Source organism: Galbibacter orientalis DSM 19592 (genome assembly GCF_000260115.1).
Lineage (GTDB): Bacteria > Bacteroidota > Bacteroidia > Flavobacteriales > Flavobacteriaceae > Galbibacter > Galbibacter orientalis.
Window position 1 is genome coordinate 99865 of the sequence record NZ_JH651379.1, and the last position, 21956, is coordinate 121820.

General features: G+C 33.0%; 21 protein-coding genes. 13 read left to right on the forward strand and 8 right to left on the reverse strand.

The features are described 5' to 3' along the window. Positions 1-4: 4 nt before the first annotated feature. From mobA to JOOMADRAFT_RS00600, 6 genes are all read right to left on the reverse strand, one after another. Positions 5-601: a molybdenum cofactor guanylyltransferase gene (gene mobA, locus JOOMADRAFT_RS00575; RefSeq protein ID WP_040879420.1), complete on the reverse strand. Its 597-nt coding sequence runs from the start codon at positions 599-601 to the stop codon at positions 5-7. Further along, entirely contained in the window at positions 585-1055 is a 471-nt protein-coding gene (moaC, locus tag JOOMADRAFT_RS00580; protein WP_008610655.1) for a cyclic pyranopterin monophosphate synthase MoaC, read from the reverse strand. Before moaC ends, mobA begins: the two co-directional genes overlap by 17 nt. Positions 1056-1223: 168 nt before the next feature. Continuing rightward, positions 1224-2207: a GTP 3',8-cyclase MoaA gene (gene moaA, locus JOOMADRAFT_RS00585; RefSeq protein WP_008610656.1), complete on the reverse strand. Its 984-nt coding sequence runs from the start codon at positions 2205-2207 to the stop codon at positions 1224-1226. Between the two features lie 25 nt (positions 2208-2232). Continuing rightward, the gene (moaD, locus tag JOOMADRAFT_RS00590) at positions 2233-2472 is read right to left on the reverse strand and encodes a molybdopterin converting factor subunit 1 (RefSeq protein ID WP_008610657.1); all 240 of its coding nucleotides are present in this window, start codon (positions 2470-2472) and stop codon (positions 2233-2235) included. Between the two features lie 211 nt (positions 2473-2683). Next, on the reverse strand, positions 2684-4015 hold the full coding sequence (locus JOOMADRAFT_RS00595) for a sugar porter family MFS transporter (protein ID WP_008610658.1): 1332 nt from the start codon (positions 4013-4015) through the stop codon (positions 2684-2686). A 79-nt stretch (positions 4016-4094) separates the two neighbouring features. Next, positions 4095-4874, reverse strand: a complete 780-nt coding sequence (locus tag JOOMADRAFT_RS00600) for an HAD-IIA family hydrolase (protein WP_008610659.1) — start codon at positions 4872-4874, stop codon at positions 4095-4097. 139 nt (positions 4875-5013) lie between these two features. On the opposite strand from JOOMADRAFT_RS00600, the gene JOOMADRAFT_RS00605 reads away from it, so the two are divergent. The 8 genes from JOOMADRAFT_RS00605 to JOOMADRAFT_RS00640 all read left to right on the forward strand — a co-directional run bounded on the left by JOOMADRAFT_RS00605 (position 5014) and on the right by JOOMADRAFT_RS00640 (position 12610). After that, positions 5014-5349 carry an arsenosugar biosynthesis-associated peroxidase-like protein gene (locus JOOMADRAFT_RS00605; protein WP_008610660.1) on the forward strand — a complete coding sequence of 112 codons (336 nt, stop codon included), beginning with the start codon at positions 5014-5016 and terminating at the stop codon, positions 5347-5349. A 195-nt stretch (positions 5350-5544) separates the two neighbouring features. Next, on the forward strand, positions 5545-6600 hold the full coding sequence (arsS, locus tag JOOMADRAFT_RS00610; RefSeq protein ID WP_008610661.1) for an arsenosugar biosynthesis radical SAM (seleno)protein ArsS: 1056 nt from the start codon (positions 5545-5547) through the stop codon (positions 6598-6600). 16 nt (positions 6601-6616) lie between these two features. After that, positions 6617-7225, forward strand: a complete 609-nt coding sequence (locus tag JOOMADRAFT_RS00615; protein WP_008610662.1) for a TIGR04282 family arsenosugar biosynthesis glycosyltransferase — start codon at positions 6617-6619, stop codon at positions 7223-7225. 3 nt (positions 7226-7228) lie between these two features. Then, positions 7229-8044: a purine-nucleoside phosphorylase gene (locus tag JOOMADRAFT_RS00620; protein ID WP_008610663.1), complete on the forward strand. Its 816-nt coding sequence runs from the start codon at positions 7229-7231 to the stop codon at positions 8042-8044. After that, on the forward strand, positions 8041-9009 hold the full coding sequence (gene arsM, locus JOOMADRAFT_RS00625; RefSeq protein WP_008610664.1) for an arsenosugar biosynthesis arsenite methyltransferase ArsM: 969 nt from the start codon (positions 8041-8043) through the stop codon (positions 9007-9009). Before JOOMADRAFT_RS00620 ends, arsM begins: the two co-directional genes overlap by 4 nt. A 130-nt stretch (positions 9010-9139) precedes the next feature. Continuing rightward, the gene (locus JOOMADRAFT_RS00630) at positions 9140-10039 is read left to right on the forward strand and encodes a sterol desaturase family protein (RefSeq protein ID WP_008610665.1); all 900 of its coding nucleotides are present in this window, start codon (positions 9140-9142) and stop codon (positions 10037-10039) included. A 283-nt stretch (positions 10040-10322) separates the two neighbouring features. Continuing rightward, positions 10323-10865 (forward strand): ClpP family protease, encoded by a 543-nt coding sequence (locus JOOMADRAFT_RS00635; RefSeq protein ID WP_008610666.1) that lies wholly within the window; start codon positions 10323-10325, stop codon positions 10863-10865. A gap of 113 nt (positions 10866-10978) precedes the next feature. After that, on the forward strand, positions 10979-12610 hold the full coding sequence (locus JOOMADRAFT_RS00640) for a sulfatase family protein (protein WP_008610667.1): 1632 nt from the start codon (positions 10979-10981) through the stop codon (positions 12608-12610). A 20-nt stretch (positions 12611-12630) separates the two neighbouring features. Here the strand turns inward: JOOMADRAFT_RS00640 and JOOMADRAFT_RS00645 are convergent, their stop codons facing one another. Next, positions 12631-13665, reverse strand: coding sequence for a glycoside hydrolase family 113 (locus JOOMADRAFT_RS00645; RefSeq protein WP_008610668.1), 1035 nt, complete (start codon positions 13663-13665; stop codon positions 12631-12633). 563 nt (positions 13666-14228) lie between these two features. Between JOOMADRAFT_RS00645 and JOOMADRAFT_RS00650 the strand changes: the two genes are divergently transcribed. The 5 genes from JOOMADRAFT_RS00650 to JOOMADRAFT_RS00670 all read left to right on the forward strand — a co-directional run bounded on the left by JOOMADRAFT_RS00650 (position 14229) and on the right by JOOMADRAFT_RS00670 (position 20726). Next, positions 14229-15536, forward strand: a complete 1308-nt coding sequence (locus JOOMADRAFT_RS00650; RefSeq protein ID WP_008610670.1) for an NAD(P)/FAD-dependent oxidoreductase — start codon at positions 14229-14231, stop codon at positions 15534-15536. Next, a complete protein-coding gene (locus JOOMADRAFT_RS00655; RefSeq protein WP_008610671.1) occupies positions 15533-17131 on the forward strand; it encodes a 4Fe-4S binding protein in 1599 nt (532 codons plus the stop codon). Before JOOMADRAFT_RS00650 ends, JOOMADRAFT_RS00655 begins: the two co-directional genes overlap by 4 nt. Positions 17132-17196: 65 nt before the next feature. Then, entirely contained in the window at positions 17197-17886 is a 690-nt protein-coding gene (locus JOOMADRAFT_RS00660; protein WP_008610672.1) for a glycosyltransferase family 2 protein, read from the forward strand. Further along, positions 17883-19370: a cellulose synthase family protein gene (locus JOOMADRAFT_RS00665; RefSeq protein ID WP_008610673.1), complete on the forward strand. Its 1488-nt coding sequence runs from the start codon at positions 17883-17885 to the stop codon at positions 19368-19370. The genes JOOMADRAFT_RS00660 and JOOMADRAFT_RS00665 overlap by 4 nt, the downstream gene beginning before the upstream one ends. Next, positions 19371-20726, forward strand: a complete 1356-nt coding sequence (locus JOOMADRAFT_RS00670) for a glycosyltransferase 87 family protein (protein ID WP_008610674.1) — start codon at positions 19371-19373, stop codon at positions 20724-20726. A gap of 91 nt (positions 20727-20817) precedes the next feature. Here the strand turns inward: JOOMADRAFT_RS00670 and JOOMADRAFT_RS00675 are convergent, their stop codons facing one another. Beyond that, positions 20818-21690, reverse strand: coding sequence for a pseudouridine synthase (locus JOOMADRAFT_RS00675; RefSeq protein WP_008610675.1), 873 nt, complete (start codon positions 21688-21690; stop codon positions 20818-20820). Positions 21691-21956: the final 266 nt, after the last annotated feature.

Sequence of the window (21956 nt, forward strand, 5' to 3'; positions counted from 1 at the left end):
TTTCTTACTTATTTTTCAGTTTTTTCACAACTTCTATACGTTGTTTTTCTTCATTTACATTTAAAAGTACGTCATCTTGAAGTGGTTTCACAATTTTGACATTACTATTCCTCAAAAACTTTATTGGAGCGAACGATTTTTGCGCTGCAATAAAAACCTCAGCTTGCTTTAAACCCTCGGCCTCCCAAATAGCACACAGAGGCTCGGGCATTTCTTTAGTGGAAGTAGTAAAAACCGTTGCAATACTATTTACGTCTCTTTCTACAATTAATTGCTTTATGGCACGCTTATTTATTAAAGGCAAATCGCAGGCAATGATAAGCCAAGCACTATTTTTATCAAAATGATGCGCACTTAAAATCCCGTTAAAAGGACCTTTATACACATCTTCATCTATTATTAATTTTTCTTCGGAAGTAAATTCGTTTTCTTGCTCTTTACGGATGCTAATATAGGCTTCATCACAAACCTCTTTTAGCAATTTATAAAGGTATGTACGTTGAGGAACTCCGTGGTATGCAATCAAGCCTTTATCTGTTTTCATTCGGGTACTCAATCCCCCCGCCAATACCAATCCATATAATTTACCTGTTGAAGTCACTTTTTCCTCCCGATTTTTTCTCAAGCTGAATATTGGCAATTTTTATATCGTGAGAAAGCGCCTTACACATATCATAAATTGTAAGTGCACTCACCGAAACACCTGTTAACGCCTCCATTTCTACCCCTGTACGCTCCGTACATTTTACAGTACAATTAATAATAAACGAAGTTTTTTTAGGTTTAATATCAATCTGAATTTTAGACAAAGCTAACTGATGGCAAAGCGGAATTAAATCGGCCGTTTTTTTTACCGCTTGAATTCCTGCAATTACTGCTGTCTGAATTATGCTTCCTTTTTTATTTGAAAACTGATTTTTCTCTAATTCTGAAAAAACCTCAGCAGGAAAAATAACTTCTCCAGAAGCAGTTGCTACTCTTGCTGTTACTTCTTTAGTAGAAACATCCACCATAGTTGCCTCTCCAGCTTCATTTATATGTGATAATTTACCCATTTTTTGTTTTTAGCAGGTAGTATAAAGTATCAAGTACGAAGTATTAAGATTCTAGACTTTACTTGTCTTTGCTCTATATTATTCATTCTAAATACTTGATAATTAATACTTTATTCTAAATACTTTTATCTCTTTGCTCTTTACTCTAAATACCTTGCACTTCAAAAACTACCCTCCAATTGAGGTCATCGAATTATTAAAAACACCTTTGTATTTTTCTTGTTCTTCAAAGCCTGTTTTAGAACGACTCCCTATGGTTGCTAGAATATGTTGTTTTATTTTTTCTTCTGAATTTTCACTTCTTAATAGGGTTCTAATATTCATCCTTGGTTTTCCATACAGGCAAGTAATAACATCTCCAGTAGCAGAAATCCGTAGGCGATTGCAACTTCCGCAAAATGTTCTCGAAAAAGACGGGATAAGCCCAAAAGTTCCTTTATAATCTTTGATTTTATAATTTATAGAGGTAGATGTTTTTTCTGAAACTAATTTTTCAATCGCATCAAAACGCTTGGCAATATGCTCATAAATAGCTTTATAATCCCATTTTATAGTATTGAAGCTTTTTGAACCTCCATTAAAAGGCATTTCTTCCAAAAACCGAACTGAAACATTGTAATATTTTGTGAGTTCTACTAATGGAATAATCTCTTCAATATTCTGCCCCTCTAAGGCAATACAATTAATCCGCACATTAAAACCTTCCGAAATCAATTTTATAAGGTTCTCATAAACCGTTTCATACTGATTTCTTCTGGTTATTCTCTCAAAAACATCTTTATTTATAGCGTCTAAACTTACATTGATGTTTTTTATTCCTAAGGACTTTAATTCGTTTATATAGGGTCCAATTAAAGTAGCATTGGTAGTAACAGAAATATCGTCTAAACCTTCTAAAGAAGCTAAATGACGAAATAAAACCATTAAATCTTTTCTAACAAAAGGCTCCCCGCCTGTTAATCTAATTTTATTAATTCCTTGAGAAACCATTATACTACTCAACCTACAAAGCTCCTCCATTGAAAATAAATCTTTGCGCTTTGCAAAATCAATCCCTTCTTCTGGCATACAATAATTGCAACGTAAATTGCAACGGTCTGTAACCGCCAATCTTAAATAATTTATAACTCTATTATGGTTGTCTATTAACATATAATTTTTTAATAGCTTCATAAAATCATCCGCCACTAACTGGAGGAATCAGTGCAATTTCATCATCAATTGTGATATTATCTTCTTCTTGCGCATACTTATTATTTACAGCAATTGCCAACGAAGAAAGTTTTTTGAGTGCTGGATACTGCTCCATCAGAAAAAGCCTAAGCTGCTGTACAGTTTTTATTTTTTCTTCCGCAGAAATATATAAAGAAGCATCTCCAACTATCTCTCTTGTGATCCCAAAAAGTAAAATATTCATAATTGACACTTCGTTTTCTTATTGACTCGGCAATTGGTATTTAATACATCAAGGCAATTTACACCTCCAATAATAATGGTTAAGTTAACCAAAAACAAAAGATTAGATTAAATTTTTCAGCTTATTTAACACTAAAAATGTACTTCTTTAAATTTATAAATGCTTTTTGCTCGATAATCAAAGTTTAACGCTCCAATACTTACATAACATTTTACTTTTTCAAAAGTGATTTCGACAAATCCTCAAGAGATTTTCCCTTTGTTTCTGGCATTAAAAAGATTACAAATAACAATTGTAAAATCATCATTCCAGCAAAGAAATAGAATATTGGCGCTGGCCCTACAACTTCTGTAAAGTAAGGGAAAAAGTTTGTTATCAATGCTGCAAAAATCCAATGTGTAGAACTTCCTAAAGACATTCCGTAAGCTCTTACTTTATTTGGGAATATTTCAGAAATAAAAACCCAAATTACAGCTCCTTGACCAATAGCATGAGATGCAATAAATATAAATGATAATATAGGCACTATGCTCCCTTCAGTATTTCCTGTATCAAAAGCTCTTCCTATAAAAAATAACGAAATAATATACCCGATAGAACCAATATACATAAGCTTTTTTCGTCCGCTTCTATCTATTAGATACATTCCAACAAGGGTAAATATTAAATTTATAATCCCAATTCCTACCGTAGAAAACATTGAAGATTCACTCCCCAGCCCAGCATCTCTAAATATTCTTGGTGCATAATAAATTACAGAGTTAATTCCTGAAAGCTGATTAAAAAATGCAAATAAGAATGCCAAGAGAATAACAAAACTATATTTCTTAGATAAAAACCTTTCTTTAAGTGATGTTTTAGTTGCATCCATTGCTGCGGAGGCTTTTATTTCTTGTAATTCCTCTTCATAATTATCATTATTAATTAATTTTAAAGTCTGTAGTGCTTCTTCTTCGGCATTGTGTTTTAACAACACCCACCTTGGGCTTCTTGGGAGTTTTCTTACTAAAAGTGCAAAAGCTAAAGCTGGAATTGCTTCTACTCCCAACATCCATCTCCAAGCATTTTCTAAATTTAGTAAACTAATAACATAATTAGACACATAAGCCATTAAAATACCTAAAACTAGATTTAATTGAAAAGACGCTACTAATTTCCCTCTATTTTGCGCTTGAGAAATTTCTGAAATATAAATAGGCGCTGTTACAGAGGATGCTCCAACAGCAATTCCTCCAATAAATCTAAAGATTACAAAGGAGTATATATCTAATGCTAAAGCTGAACCTATGGCCGATATGAGAAACAAAATTGCAATCCAAAAAAGGGTTTTTCTTCTTCCATATTTATCCGAAGGAAATCCTCCAAAAATTGCTCCTATTAATGTACCGTAAAGCGCAACTGCAATTGCAAAACCATGCATCAAGTCGCTTAAACCCCATGTTTGCTGTATTGATTGTTCTGCTCCAGAAATTACTGCGGTATCAAAACCAAATAAAAAACCACCAAGCGAGATGATGATGGCCCATTGTAATACTTTACTCATTCTAAGTTTTCATTTTGAAGCATACTATTCCTTCCGAAACAGAAATGCTTCTGGTTGACTGGTTTTAAAGGTAAGAATTCTATTGAAGTTCCAAAGCCTTTTTTAAATCTAGCTCCGCAACAGAATTTATTATCAAATCTGGTTTAAACGCATAATCGTTTAAATCGTTTTCTTTAGAAACTCCAGAAAGCGTCAAAATAGTAGTATATCCTAATTGGACACCTCCTAAAATATCGGTATCCATTGTATCTCCAATTATAATAGTTTCTCGGGCTTCTAAACCTAGATACTTTCTTGCAGAACGCATCATTACGGGGCTCGGTTTCCCTACAGAAAAAGCTTTTTTTCCAGTAGCTTCTTCAATCATGGCAACAATAGCTTTTATTCCTAAATTAGACCACCCCTTTTTCATAGGAGATGGATCTAAATTAGTAGCTATTAATTTTGCTCCTGAGAGAATCATATCTACTGCATTGTTTACCATTTCTAAAGTGAAGTTTCTTCCTTCTCCAACCACCACAAAATCTGGATTTTGATTTACTAATGTATATCCGTGTTGATGTAAACTGCTTATTAATCCACCTTCACCTAAAACATAAGCTGTTCCGTTTGAGTTCATAAAAGATAAAAAATAAGCCGTAGCCATTGCGCTTGTATAGACGTTTTCTTCTTTTATTTTTATCCCCATCCTCGCCACTTTATTTACTGTGTCTAAAGGGGTACGCTGACTATTATTGGTCATAAACAAAAAAGGGATATTCTCTTTTTGCAATGTTTTTATAAATTTATCAGCGCCAGGAATTAAGGTGTCATTACCATAAATTACACCATCCATATCAATTAAAAATCCTTTCTTCATCTTAGAATCTCTTTATTTCTTTTACTTTTACTTATGCAACTAAATTACAATTTAATATTTTTCTCTTGTAAGAAATAGCAATAAAAACGTCCAATACTACTAGGATTTCACAAAATCAATATTTATACTCAATTAAACTATGGAAAAGACATATTACGACCCAGCAGATTTGAAAAAATTCCCTAAAATAACAGAATGGAGTGAGGAGTTAGGAGAGAAATTTTTTGATTACTACGGAAAAGTTTTTGAAGAAGGAGCTCTTACAGCTAGAGAGAAATCTTTAATTGCATTAGCAGTATCTCATGTTGTAAAATGCCCATATTGCATAGATGCATATACAAAAGACGGTCTCCAAAGAGGGATTACTAAAGAAGAAATGATGGAAGCCGTGCATGCTGGAGCTGCTATTGAGAGTGGCGCTACTTTGGTTCATGGGGTTCAAATGATGAAGAAATACGATAAGTTGTCCATGTAATTGTAAAATATGGATTGTTAGTTGTTATTACGGAATTAAGGGTTATATTTTTCAAAAATATGAATCTGCCACAACTTCTCTAGCAGCAGCTGTAACTGTGTAACAACGTAACTTCATAACTTTACAACTCTAAAATGTAAGGCTTATTTCCTTTACAGGACAATTTTAAAAGACATTATACGCTAACATATCAACATGCTAAAAAAATCGTTACATAAACGAGCAAACCAACTTTCTCAATCGAAAAAGCAATTAGAAATACTTTCTAATGGAATTTTTGCGAATGGAGAACTACCTACTTTTAAAGACAAAATTGCAGAGACAAATCAGTTTCCGCTTCGTCCAAATAAAACAGAAATCCTTCAAATTAATGTGGGATATATGTGCAACCAAGTATGCTCCCATTGCCATGTAGATGCAGGTCCCGACCGTAAGGAAATAATGACAAAGGAAACCATGCAACAATGTCTAGATATTATAAAAAATACGGGGGCTCATACGCTAGATTTAACTGGAGGAGCTCCAGAAATGAATCCTAATTTCCGATGGTTTGTAGAGGAGGCTTCCAAAATTGGAGTGGAAGATTTTATTGTACGAAGCAACCTTACCATTATTGAAGCGAACAAAAAATACAACGACCTTCCAGATTTTTTTAAAAAACACAATATCCATGTAATTTCTTCCATGCCACATTGGACCAAAGAAAAGACCGATAAACAACGCGGACAGGGAGTTTTTAACAAATCAATAGAAGCTTTAAAAAAATTAAATGCTGTTGGCTACGGAATGCCGAATAGCAATTTAAAACTGGATTTGGTTTACAATCCTGCTGGCGCTTTCTTACCTACCAATCAAGCCTCCATGGAAAAGGATTTCAAAAAAGCATTAATAGACGATTTCGGAATTCAGTTTCACAATCTGTTTGCTATTACTAATCTTCCTATTTCTAGATTTTTGGAATACCTCATCGCTTCAGAAAACTACGAAGATTATATGTATTCCCTAGTAGAAGCTTTTAACCCTTCCGCAGTAAAAAATGTAATGTGCACTAATACTATTTCCATTAGTTGGGATGGTTGGCTTTATGATTGCGACTTCAACCAAATGCTCGACCTCAAAGTAGATAGTAAAGTAAAACATGTTAGTGAGTACAATGAAGATATTTTAAACAATAGAGATATTATTATCTCTCAACATTGCTATGGTTGTACTGCTGGCGCAGGAAGTAGCTGCCAAGGAACAGTAGTCTAAAATAATGTGCTTTTAAATGAAAGAAAAAAATATTTTAATCATATTTATCCGTAATCCAGAATTAGGAAAAGTAAAAACTAGACTTGCTAAAGATATAGGTGATAAAAAGGCCCTTGAGATATACATTTTTTTACTCGAACACAACGCCAAAGTTGCCAAAAGGGTTAACAGTAATAAAGTTGTATATTATTCTGAAGAAATTCCGAAAAAAGATTTGTGGAATCTAGAACATTTTGAAAAAAAACTGCAATGTAGTAGTGACCTCGGAGAACGAATGATGCATGCTTTTGACGAAAGTTTCAAAGAAGGTTACCAAAATGTAATAATTATTGGTAGTGATATATACGATATTACTGAAAAACACATTGAAGAAGCCTTCCAAAAACTCAATAATTATGATGCGGTAATTGGACCGGCTACAGATGGAGGTTATTACCTTCTAGGTTTAAAAAGAATGTATCCTAAAATATTTCAACAAAAAAAATGGGGCACAGATACTGTTTTAAGAGAGACTTTAGAAGATTTAAAAACCATTAATGTAGCTTTGTTAGAAGAACTTAATGATGTGGATGTGTATGAAGATATTGAGGAACATCCTGCATTTCAAAAATTTTTAAAAGATTAAATTATGACCAAAAACGAATTACTAGAAACAACAGCATATTTAAAAAGTAAGGGCTTTGAAGCTCCAGAAGTTGGGATTGTTTTAGGAACTGGACTAGGGAAATTGGTAGATGAAATTGAAAATCCAATTGTAGCTCATTACAATCATATTCCATTTTTTCCTTTGGCTACCGTAGAATTCCACAGCGGAAAATTAATTTATGGTGAAATTGAAGGTAAAAAAGTAGTGGTTATGCAAGGCCGTTTTCACCTGTATGAAGGTTACGATTTTATTGATATTACTTATCCAATTCGTGCTATGCATGAACTCGGAATTAAAAAACTACTTATTTCTAATGCTGCAGGCTCTATAAATTTAGATTATAAAAAAGGAGATTTAATGCTTCTTGAAGACCATATTAATTTACAAGGTGGTTCTCCACTAGCATTTAAAGGAGTTAGCGAATTTGGAGAACGATTTGTGGATATGAGTCAGCCCTACGACGTTGACATGAGAAATACAATTATCAACACAGCAAAACAAGAAAATATTTCCCTCCAAAAAGGGGTGTATGTTTCGGTAGTTGGTCCGCAATTAGAAACAAAAGCGGAATACAGATACCTTAAAATTATTGGCGCCGATGCTGTAGGAATGAGCACTGTTCCAGAAGTTATTGTTGCCAACCATTTAAAACTGCCAGTTGCCGCTATTTCTGTAATTACAGATGAAGGAGATCCAGATAATTTAGAACCTGTAGATATTAATGAAATTATTAGAATTGCCGGGGAAGCAGAACCAAAAATGATTACACTCTTCAAAAAACTAATTAAGCAGCTATGAGTTATTTAGAAACTACAAAAGACGTATATAAAAATGCTGCTTTAACTCCAGATGTTGGACTTTGTTGCACCACAAATCCTATTTGGGAATTACCGGGATTAAAAATTCCGAAAATAATGCAAGAGATGAACTATGGTTGCGGGAGCACTGTACACCCAAGAGATTTGGTTAACAATCCAAAAATTCTATATGTTGGTGTTGGCGGAGGCATGGAACTTTTACAGTTTGCTTATTTTTCTCGTCAAAAAAATGGGGTTATTGGTGTAGATGTTGTAGATGAAATGTTAGAAGCTTCTCGTAAAAATTTTAAAGAAGCCGAAACCCAAAACAATTGGTTTAAAAGTGATTTTATAGACTTAAAAAAAGGCGATGCTTTACACCTTCCTGTTGAAGATAATAGTATTGATGTGGCAGCGCAAAATTGTTTGTTTAATATTTTTAAAACTGAAGAATTAAAAAAGGCTATTTCAGAAATGTATCGGGTTTTAAAACCACATGGGCGACTTGTAATGAGTGATCCCACTTGCGAGCAACCAATGAGCGAGGAACTTCGAAACAACGATAAGCTTAGAGCATTGTGTTTAAGTGGAAGCCTCCCTATAAAAGAATATGTAAAAATGCTTACCGATGCTGGTTTTGGAACCATCGAAATAAGAGCTAGAAAACCATATAGAATTCTAGATCCATTGCACTACAATACAGAAGAATTAATTTACATTGAATCCATTGAAGTGGCTGCCATAAAAGATCCAATGCCGAAAGACGGCCCTTGTGTTTTTACTGGAAAAGCTGCCATTTATTACGGTAAAGAGGATTATTTTGATGATAAAAACGGACATGTTCTATTACAAAACCAACCCCTTGCTGTTTGTGATAAAACTGCTAACACCTTGAAAAATTTAGAGAGAAATGATATTTTTATTTCTGAATCTACTTGGCATTACGACGGCGGTGGATGTTGTTAAACTATAACTTAACAGTAAAATCTAACCAATAACATATGTTTTAAAAAGTAAGTTATTGAATAATATTCCGACTTTATTATGGAAAATCCTTATCATAAAAATAGATTTTAAAAGCTAAGAAGAGCATCCTTTGGAAAAGTATTTCGACATTATAAAAAATTCGTATTCAGGGTATTTTAATTACCTGATTTCTGAAATTACCAGCTTCCATTGGGAGAATTACTTTTATGGACTACTCATTATTTCTCTCACCATTTGGGGGCTCGAAATTTTATTTCCTTGGCGAAAAAATCAGAAAATTTTTAGAGAAGATTTTTGGTTAGATACCTTCTATCTCTTCTTTAATTTTTTCTTATTAAATCTTATTGCATTAATTGCACTATCCAATACCGCAGCCGAGATTTTTAATGATTTCCTAAATGTTTTCGGAGCTTCACTTTCTAATTTTCAACTTTTTGATGCTTCAAAACTACCTTGGTTATTAGGCCTATTTATCTTTTTTATAGTAGCCGATTTTATTCAATGGGGAACACATATTTTATTACACAGGATTCCATTTCTTTGGAATTTTCATAAAACACATCATTCCGTAAAAGAAATGGGATTTGCAGCTCACTTTCGCTATCATTGGATGGAACCAGTGGTTTATAAATCTATTTTATACATTCCTATTGCTATTATTGGAGGTTATAACATCGAAGCAGTGGCTATTGTTCATTTTTTTAATATTACTATTGGACATCTAAACCATGCAAATATTGGTTGGGATTATGGTCCGTTTAAATACATTTTAAACAATCCTAAAATGCATATTTGGCATCATAGTAAAGAAATGCCAAATAAATATGGGGTTAACTTCGGAATTACATTGAGTATATGGGACTATATATTCAAAACTAATTACATTCCTTACAGCGGAAGGGATATTGAATTAGGTTTTCATGATGACGATGAATATCCGAAGAAATTTATAAATCAGGAATTATATCCATGGAGTTCTAAAGAGAATTCAATAAACAAAAAAAAGTAAACTCCTTGCGGAAAAACTGCAAGGCATTAAGAGGGATAATCAACTACCTCGGGGCAAGCCCACGAGGTATTCAAAGGAAACAAATTTAACTCATTTCGACGCAGAGCGTCGGGGAATTAGACCCTCTATGAGGGATTAAAAATATTTAACCCTAAGCTCTTGGCAAACTCAGCACAGACTTTAGGGCATTAAAATCTTAAATAGTGAGTAAAAGCACTATTTTTCGCTCAAACTTAAAAAGTAAAGATGAGTTCAGTATATTTGAACTATAAATAATAAAAATATGGCAACTAATAAGATTCAAGATAAAATAGATGCAGCGCTTTTAGAAGAAAGAAAAGTTTTTCTTTGGGGCCAAGTAGATGATAAATCAGCAAAACATGTTATAGACAGATTGTTGTATTTAGATTCTATAAATAATGAAGAAATTAAATTAATAATAAATAGTCCAGGAGGGTATGTTACTTCTGGTTTTGCTATTCATGATACCATGAAGTCTTTAAAAAGTCCTGTTTCTACAATTTGTACAGGTTTAGCAGCTTCTATGGGTTCTATATTACTTTCAGCAGGAGAAAAAGGAAGACGTTTTGTTTACCCATATGCAAGAGTAATGATTCACCAGCCAAGTGGAGGTGCACAAGGACAAGCTTCTAACATTGAAATTCAGGCAAAAGAAATTATTAAAACAAAAGAAATTGGTGCAAGAATTTTAGCCGATAACTGCGGACAAGATTTCGATAAAATAATGAAAGATTTTAATCGTGATTATTGGATGGATGCCAAAGAATCTTTAGAATATGGTATTATTGATGGGGTTTTAGAATAAAGAACCATTTATTTATATAACTAAAAGGATGTTTTACATGGTAGAACATCCTTTTTTTATGTTTTTTAAGTATCTTTCTTCATTGTTGTACAACTATCCAAAATGTAACGTTAATGATGTATCTAAAAAGATTACTACTCCTCTCTCTTCTATTAATTGGAGTTTCGTGTAAAAATACTTCAGAAGAAAAAGAAAACGCAACACTAGAACGTCCCAATATAATTTTTATCATGTCAGACGATCATGCTTACCAAGCCATAAGTGCCTATTCTGATAAACTGATAAAAACTCCAAATATAGATAGGATTGCAAAACAAGGAATGCTTTTTACCAATGCCTCTGTTACCAATTCTATTTGCGCTCCTTCCAGAGCAGTAATCTTAACAGGAAAACATAGCCATATCAACGGAAAAATAGACAATAATTTCCCTTTTGACACTACCAATGTTACGTTTCCTAAACTTTTTCAGCAAGCGGGCTATCAAACCGCGATGTTTGGAAAGCTTCACTTTGGCAACAATCCAAAAGGAGTAGACGAGTTTAAAATATTACCAGGACAAGGAAATTATATTAATCCCAAATTTATTACCAAAGAAGGCGACACTACTATTACTGGGTATGTAACCAATATTATTACCGATCTAACTTTAAACTGGTTAGACAACGAAAGAGATGAAGAAAAACCTTTTATGTTGATGTATCTCCATAAAGCGCCACACCGACCTTGGTGGCCAAGTCCTGAAAAATTCAAAGAATATACACAAAAAACATTTCCAGAACCTGAAACATTATTTGACGATTATAAAAATAGAGGCACTGCTGCCAAAACTGCCGAGATGAATATACTTTACCATATGAGATATGGTCACGACAGTAAAATAAGACCAGAAACTTTAAAAAGAATGGGGAAGGTAACTCCAGAAATGGAACCTATTCCTGGTGGTTTTACGTATCCATATAGCAGAATGAATGAGAAGCAAAAAGCATTATATGACCCCATTATAGACAGTATTAATAATGATTTTGAAGAGCATTGGCCAAATATGACCGATGAAGAAAAAATGAAGTGGAAATACCAACGCTATATGCAAGATTATCTAGGCACCATTGCTTCTGTTGATGATAATGTAGGAAGAGTATTGGATTATCTGGAGGAAACAGGACTTGCCGAAAACACTATTGTTGTTTACACCTCCGATCAAGGTTTTTACCTTGGAGAGCACGGTTGGTTTGACAAACGTTTTATCTATGAAGAGTCTTTTAAAACTCCCTTAATAATAAAATGGCCAGATGTTATCAAACCTGGAAGTAAAAACAACGATATGGTTCAAAATCTAGATTTTGCTCCTACTTTTTTGGATGCTGCTGGAATAAAAATACCAGAAGATATGCAAGGAGAAAGTATGTTACCAATTTTAAAAGGTAAAGACACTGCATGGACTAGAGATGCCGCATATTATCATTATTATGAATACCCAGGGGTACATATGGCAAAGCGTCACTATGGCATTGTGACCAAAGAATACAAGCTGATCCATTTTTATTATGATGTAGATGAATGGGAATTATACGATAGATTAAAAGATCCACATGAATTGAATAATGTGTATAACGACCAAAATTACCAAGAGGTAGTTAAAAAACTGAAAGAAAAACTCAAAACATTACGAGAAAAATATAAAGATTCCGAAGAGCTAGATCAGCATTACATTAATATGTATAAACAAAAAAATATAACTAAATAGGATAGCATCTTTATTGGAGCTTATTTTTTCATAACCTCATTATTTCTTTGCTCAAAAAAACGTTCCAAAACAGTTTGGGATGGTTTTTCTTGTATGGTAAACCTATTTTGCTCACTTATATGGTTGCCTCCTTGCGGGAACCACTTCCATAAAAAACCTCCAGCAAACCATGGTTCATCCCATATGTTTTGATAAAGTGATAATAAGCAATTGGTTTGTGCTTCATAATTGGCAAGTAACTTTGACCGGTCATGTTTCCATGGTTCTTTGCCAGAAAAATCTATACTTCGATAGCCATACTCTGTAAAAACAACTTGTTTTCTTTTCTTGGCTGCAAAGTTTTTCATTGCTTCTTTATGAACTTCCCAACCAGACTTTAAATCGGTTAAAGAAGGTGTTTTATTCTCAGAAAGCGGGAAATAAGCATCAATTCCAATATAATCTAATTCATTCCAAAAAGGAACCTCTTGATATACATCCCAATTTTCTGCATACGTCAATTTTCCATGATATATAGTTCTAATCTTTTTTATAAGACGCTTAAAGAAGTCAGGCCTATTAACTACAAATTGATGTAACTCGGTTCCAATACAAAAAATAGCTATATTTAATTGAGAAGCTAGCGATGCAAAATCTAGAATATAATTTTCATATTGTTGCTCCAACGCTATCCAATCTGCTTCGTTAGTCATAACTATATCTCCAGTAAATAAACCATTCCAAACCCAAAGTTGTGGTTTCAACATCACCTGAATATGGAGCGAATCTAAAAGCTCTTTATGCTGACTTATCCCTACTGATGTTTCTCCAAACCACTGTTTTTCCTGATTATAAATGATTTTTGGATGATTAATATCTTTCATAAATGCAAAAGGCATTAATGAAACATAATTAGCATGTACTTTTATTATTTCTTTAACCTCCGTTATAGCCAAAGAGTCTTTTGAAGCTACTAAACTAACGCCATGAATTTTTTTTTCATGAGAAACATCATCAGATTTGCAACCTAAAAAAAATAAAGTAATACCTGTAATGAGTAATAAAAGTCTATTCATCAATACAATATATAATGAACTTTTTATTTTGCGTAGCGCATGCTATGTCTTTCAAAAAGTGTCTCATCTAAACAAATTTCAGTTTATTTTCGGTTAAAAACAAAAAGTTTAAACCAGTTCAATATAAAAATCGGCAATTAGTTTTTCTAAATTAAATTATTATTGTGCTATAAAAGTTTACAGAATTTATTGAACTCCACTTATACCAAGGTTCAAATGGGTTTTCAAAATAGGCTCCTTGCTTTTAATAAAAATAAATAAAAAAGGAATTTAGTAATGTCGCTTCTTTAAACTACTTATTTTATGATGATTCGCACTTAGTCTTTATTCTTTTTTCTTATAGCGAAGCGGTCTTTTATTTTTACTCAGAACAGGCTCTGGGGAATCCCCTCAGTGAGGGATTTAATAGAAACTGAAATATTTTTTAAAAATGAAAGTATTCATACAAGCCTCATTTAAACAAACCCTTCTTTCACAATACAATTTAAAATTCTTCTAAATTAAAAATTATATATAAGTTCTTATCTTGTATAACGACATATATTCTATAGCTAAATTAATACATGAAACATATTGCAATAATTGGAAATGGAATTGCAGGAATTACTGCGGCAAGACATATCCGAAAACTAAGTAATTATAAAATAACCATTATTTCTGCGGAATCTAAATACTTTTTTTCAAGAACTGCATTGATGTATGTGTATATGGGGCATATGAAATTTGAACATACGCAACCTTATGAGAATTGGTTTTGGGAGAAAAATAACATAGCGCTTAAAGAAGGGTTTGTTACAAAAGTGGATACCGATAAAAATACACTTGTTTTTAAAGATGGCTCCACCCTAAGTTATGACAATTTAATTATTGCTTCAGGCTCTAAGCCTAATAAATTTGGATGGCCTGGTCAAGATTTAAAGGGAGTTCAAGGTCTTTACTCCAAACAAGATTTAGAACTTTTAGAAGTTAATGCTCCTAATAATAAAGCTTGTAAAAAGGCTATTATTGTTGGTGGCGGACTTATAGGTATTGAACTTGCAGAAATGCTTCGTACCCGAGAAATTCCTGTTACATTTTTAGTGCGCGATAAAGATTTCTGGGGAAGTGTACTTCCTTCTGGCGATGCTAATTTGATAAGCAAACATATTAAAACTCACCATATCGATTTACGATTAGAAACAGAACTTAAAGAAATTATCGGAGACGAAAATGGTCGTGTAAAATCGGTTATTACTTCAAAGGGAGAGGAAATTGAATGCAATTTGGTAGGACTTACTGCTGGTGTTTCGCCTGCTGTAGCCTTTTTAAAAAATAGTTCTATTGAAACTGGAAAAGGCGTAAAAGTTAATAAGTATTTAGAAACTAATATTCCAAACGTTTATGCCATTGGCGATTGTGCACAACAACTTGAACCCACAGGCTTACGAAATCCTGTTGAAGCTGTTTGGTACACTGGCCGTATGATGGGCGAAGTAGTAGCACAAACTATCTGCGGAAATAAAACAGCATACAACCCTGGAGTTTGGTTTAACTCGGCTAAATTTTTTGATATTGAATACCAAACCTATGGTTGGGTGTGGGCAAAACCTAAAGATTATGAAGCCCATTTTTCATGGGAAGTTCCCAATGGAGAAAAGCGTATTACCTTGGCGTATCATAAAAACACCAATGCTATTCTTGGAGTAAACACTTTCGGAATTCGTTTAAATCATAAAACTTTTGATTCTTGGATTTCAGAAGAAAAAAATATTGATTACGTAATAGAACATTTAGAGAAGGCTAATTTTGATCCAGAATTTTACCATTCTCATTTTTCAGCCATCAAAAAAGCATTCAAAGAACAGTTAAAAACTGATAAAAATTGCATATGAATACCACAGTACAAAGAAACATGTCTTTAGCAGGAGAGCCTCCAGTAGCGCTTAATTTTCTTCAAAAACTAGCTGTTATTGTAGGAATGTTTGGTCTAGGAGTTTTACTGCTAGCTATTTTTAATGTAAACTTTCCTAATAAAACCTTGTGGTTAACGCTATCTCTTAGCTCCTTAATATTTGGAGTGCTACTATTTTCCTACGGAGCCTACAATAACAAACACGCTGGAATTAAAAACGATGCTGTGTGGTTTAAATCCATTTCTTCAAGAGGCTTTTTAGCTTGGCTTTTAGGGATTGCCCTTACTGGCTTTTACATTGTTTTATACTTTTACCCACAATATCTAGGATTACGAACAGAAGGAAGTAATGTAGGACTTATAGGATTATTTGATCCCTTAAGTACACTTTTAAGTGGTAATCCTGCCAGTCAATGGTTTGTATATGGAACGCTGTATACCGTTGCTATTCTAGCTTTCGGAATTAAATTTTTGTGGAAATATCGCCATAATCGCTATGAAGTATTACGAACAATTAGTGTGATGTTTTTTCAATTATCCTTTGCGTTTATCATTCCAGAATTAATGGCACGTTTAAATAATTCTGAAGCTTATAATATTCCGTATTACGATTTAAAAAATATTTGGCCACTAAGCTATTACAATTTTGACCAATATAGAGTTGATGGTTTTATAAGCTCTGGAGATATAGGTCTTGCTTTGCTTATATTTGGAATTGTTTCTATTTTAATTATTACTCCTATTTTAACTTATTTCTACGGAAAACGTTGGTATTGTTCTTGGGTTTGTGGTTGTGGCGGACTAGCTGAAACTTCTGGAGATTCTTTTAGACACTTGTCCGATAAAAGTTTAAAAGCATGGAAAATAGAACGTTGGTTGGTGCACAGTGTTTTGGTGTTTTCTGTATTGATGACCGTGGCTGTAGTGCATAGCTACCTCAATTATGACGCTAGTAAATACTGGCTTAATAAAGATGCTTTTTTAATAAGCGTAGCTGTTTTTCTAGGGGTATTATTTGCAGTAATCTGGTACTTTAAAAGAGACGAATTACAAAAAGATGCTCAATATGGAGCAATTGGATACTTAGGTATTATTCTCGGACTCATTGCTATTCATTATTTCAGCGGGAGTAATATCTTTATTTTCAATCCTGAAACTCTTCGTAAAACCTATTCATTTTTTATAGGTTCTATTTTTTCGGGAGTAATAGGCACTGGTTTTTATCCCATTTTAGGAAATCGAGTTTGGTGTCGTTTTGGTTGTCCTATGGCAGCAATTCTGGGACTGCAACAACGTTTATTCTCAAAATTTAGAATTACAACCAATGGTGGGCAATGTATTTCTTGCGGAAACTGCTCTACTTATTGTGAAATGGGTATTGATGTTCGTGCATATGCACAAAAAGGAGAGAACATTATTAGAGCATCTTGTGTTGGCTGCGGAATATGCTCTGCCGTTTGTCCACGAGGAGTCCTTAAATTAGAAAATGAAAGTCCCAAAGGACGTATCAATAGTGATGCAGTTTTACTAGGAAACGATGTGGATTTACTCGACTTAATTAAACAAAATAAATAATACTATAATTTCTGTGCGACTCAACATTAGATAGTATTTTTGCAACCTAATTTAGGCGATTGTAAATGAAGCTCATTAAAGTTATTATTCCTGCTTATAACGAAGAAAAATCTATTGCTCATGTTATAAATGAAATTCCTGAAGTTGTTGAGGAAGTTATTGTTGTAAATAATAACTCTACCGACACTACAGAATTTGTTGCTAAAAAAGCAGGAGCTACTGTCCTTACTGAAAATAAAAAAGGATATGGGTATGCTTGTTTGAAAGGCATGGATTACATTGCAAAACAAAAAAAGCAACCTGATATTATTGTTTTTCTTGATGGTGATTATTCCGATTACCCAGAAGAACTTACCAAAATTGTTGCCCCCATTATTGAAAATGATATTGATTTTGTTATTGGCGCTCGTGTTGAAGAACTCCGCGCAAAAAACTCAATGACTCCACAACAAATTTTTGGAAATTGGCTAGCTACAACCCTTATGAGGATATTTTTTAATGCTAAGTTTACCGATTTAGGTCCGTTTAGAGCTATTAAATACAATAAGCTAATTGCATTAAACATGGAAGATAAAACCTATGGTTGGACAGTAGAAATGCAATTAAAAGCAATAAAAAAGAACTACTCGTATGTAGAAATTCCAGTACGTTACAAAAACCGAATCGGAGTTTCTAAAGTATCTGGCACTGTAAAAGGAAGCGTTATGGCAGGTATCAAAATATTAGGTTGGATTTTTAAATATAGTTTTAAATGATTTTAGAAATTGTTTCCTATACTATTTTAGTCATCTACGTTACTTCTTTGCTGCTTATTCTTTTTTATAGTTTAACACAATTGAATTTATTGATAAACTATTTAACCTATAAAAAAGCCACGGAAAACGAACCGAAATTTAATTTAACACAACCCGAAGAAGTTCCAAAAGTTACCATTCAACTTCCAATATACAATGAAGAATATGTAGTAGATAGATTACTTAAAAACATTATAAAACTAAAATATCCTTCTGATAAATTAGAAATTCAGGTGCTGGATGATTCTACAGATGAATCTATTACAAAAACTTCAGAAATAATAAATAAATTTCAGCAAGAAGGAGTTGATATAAAACATATCACTAGAAAAAATCGTGTTGGATTTAAAGCTGGGGCTTTGAAAGAAGGTTTAGAGATAGCTTCGGGAGAATTCATAGCTATTTTTGATGCCGATTTTCTTCCAGCTCCTCATTGGCTTCAAAAAACTGTCCCCTATTTTAAAGACCCTGAAATTGGAGTAGTACAAACCCGCTGGGGACATCTTAATCGAAATTATTCTTTGCTTACCAAAATTCAAGCTTTTGCGTTAGATATGCATTTTACTATTGAGCAAGTTGGAAGAAGTGCTAAAGGTCACTTTATCAATTTTAATGGAACAGCTGGTATTTGGAGAAAAGCATGTATTCTAGACGCAGGGAATTGGGAAGGAGATACACTTACCGAAGATTTAGACCTGAGCTACCGAGCGCAAATAAAACACTGGAAGTTTAAATATTTAGAAGATGTAGAAACCCCCGCCGAACTTCCTGTTATTATTAGTGCGGCACGTACACAACAATTTAGATGGAATAAAGGAGGTGCTGAGAATTTCAGAAAAACAGTTCGTAATTTATTAGCTTCCAAAAACATTTCTAACAAAACAAAGTTCCACGGATTCATACACTTACTCAATAGTTCTATGTTTTTGTGTGCATTTCTCATTTCGGTTTTAAGTGTTCCTATTCTCTTTATAAAACAACAAGATTTTATTCCAAATTGGATTTTCAACCTTACTGGAATTTTTATTTTAAGCACCTTAATTCTTTATGTTTGTTATTGGTTTACTTATAAAAATATCCAAGGAAAGAGTTGGAAAAATATCCTTAGCTACACCAAAACATTCCTTACTTTTTTTACTGTTATTTTAGGTTTTACGCTTCATAACAGTTTTGCAGTTATAGAAGGCCACCGAGGAAAACGAAGTGAATTTGTACGTACTCCTAAATTTAATATCAAAAATATATCAGATTCATGGAGGGGAAATAAATATATTTCTAAATCAATTTCTAGAAATATTATTTTAGAAGCCCTGCTAGTTCTCTACTTTGCTTTTGGGATATTTAGTGCCTTTAAATTGAATGATTTTAGCCTATTTCCTTTTCACTTAATGCTGGTTATTGGTTTTGGTTTTGTATTTTTCCATTCAATTAGGTCAAGAATATAAATGTTAGATTATTGGAAGGCACATAAATTTCCGTTGTTATTTGTACTTGCATCCCTTCTATTTTATGCAAGCTTTGCGTACGATTTACAACGTGCAGACACTACAAAACTTTTAGGCTTATACATAGGCCTTTTTTTCTTTTTCTATAAAATAATTCAATTTGAGAAAAATAACTTTAGGTTTCTCTTGCTATTTGGAATTGCCTCTCGATTTGTATTTTTTGCAGCAACGCCCAATTTGTCACAAGACTTTTATCGGTTTATTTGGGATGGTAAATTACTTCTAGATGGAATAAATCCCTTTCAATATACCGTTGAGCAATTACTAGCTTCCGATTTTTTTCCTGCGGAAAATTATAAAGGCTTACAAGAAGGTATGGGAAACCTCAACGCATCTCATTACAGCAATTACCCTCCTATTAATCAATTGTTTTTTTATTTAAGTGCACTGCTTGGTGGAAAAACAATTTTAGGAAATATTATCGTTTTACGAAGTTTCATCATTTTATCCGACATTGGGATTTTATATTTTGGGCGTAAGATTTTACAATTATTACAGCTCCCAAAACATCAAATATTTTGGTATTTTTTAAATCCGTTTATAATTATAGAACTTACCGGAAATCTTCATTTTGAAGGCATTATGTTATTCTTCTTTGTAGTTTCCTTATACTTCCTTCTTCAGCAAAAATGGATCATAGCCGCACTATTTTTGTCTATATCTATTTCAACTAAGTTAGTGCCACTGCTCTTCTTACCACTTTTTTTACGTTGGTTTTTAAAAGATTTTCAGCAAATAAAAGGAAATGCATTTCAGCTCATCGGGTTTTATTCAATCACTATTTTAGGCTTTATTGCTTCATTTCTCCCCTTTCTCTCCTCAGAATTAATAACTAATTATACGGAAACAATTGGACTCTGGTTTCAAAAATTTGAGTTCAATGCAAGTATCTATTATATCGTTCGAGAAATAGGATTTTACAGAAAAGGTTATAATATTATCGAAACAGCAGGAACACGAATGGCCATTGGAGTATTTATTTTTATATGGCTTTTAGCATTCTTAAGAAAAAACAATCAGCCAAAAACATTGTTTATTTCCATGCTTTTGGCTGTTAGTTTTTACCTTTTTATGAGTACCACAATACACCCTTGGTATATTGCTACGCCTCTATTATTGGGTGTTTTTACTAGCTATAAATATCCAATTATATGGTCTGCGGCTACTGTGTTAAGCTACCATGCCTACGCTCATCCAGTTTTTCAAGAAAATTTATGGATTGTAACGCTTGAATATTTAATAATTTATAGCTGTTTTATATACGAAGTGTTTTTTAACAAACGCCTAATCAAGTAACTCGGAATAAGCTACAAGGTATTCAAACAAAATAAATTTAACTCATTCCAACACAGAGTCCTTAGGCAAACTCAGGACAGGCTTTGGGGAATTAAAGCATTTTTAAATTGATAACTTCTTGTTTTGTAAGATGTCTCCAAGTTCCTCTAGGCAAGTCTTTCTTTGTAAGTCCGCCATAAGCAACTCTATCTATTTTCAATATTTCATAGTCTAAATGCTTGAAAATACGAGTAACTATCTTATTTCTATTACTGAAGATTTTAATTCCTACCTCATTTTTATTTCCTCCTTCAATAAAAGTAATCTCTTCTACTTTTACCTCTTTTTCATCAATAACCAACCCTTCTCTCACTTTATGAAGGTCTTCATGACGGAAACTTTTATCTAGGGTGACATGATAAATTTTTCTAAATCCTTGTCCTTGTGTAAGACGTTTAGAAAGCTCTATATCATTAGTAAACAATATTAATCCTGTGGAGTTTCTCTCCAACATTCCTACAGTTGCAATTCTACTTTTTGTGGAGTTTCTTACCAAATCCATTACAGTACGTTTTCCTTTTTCTTCGGAATTTCCAGTAATAAATCCTTTTGGCTTATTCAATAAAACATACGCTTTCTTCTCTGGAGTAATGTTCTGTCCATCAAATTTTACTTCATCAGACAACTTTACCTTATAACCCATTTCGGTTATAACTTCTCCATTTACAGTTACATTACCAGATGCAATATAAATATCTGCATCTCTACGAGAGCAAACACCGCTATTAGCTATGTATTTATTCAATCGAATTTCATCTGGAGATAACTGACTTTTCTTCTGTGTAGGAGTATTTTTTACTGGAGCATTTCCTCTAGCAAAACTCTTACTCTTCATATTCCCACCTTGTCTTCCTGAGAACTTTTTACTACCACCACCTTGCCTACTAGAACTCTTTCCTTTTCTGGATTTATCCTCTCTACTCATAAACTTATTTTTTGCAAAGATATGGTAATCAAAATCAAATAATAAAAGATTGTCAAAAGATAATTATTATTGGAAACATTGTTGTGCTATAAAAGTTAACGGAATTTATTGGACTCCACTTATATCAAGGTTTAAATGGAATTTTCAAAATAGACCTATTGCTATTAATAAAAATGAATAAAAAGAGGATTTTAGTTATGTTTTTTCTTTAAACTACTTATTTTAGGGTAGTTAGAATTTAGTCTGGCTCTAGTCTAGAATTGTGT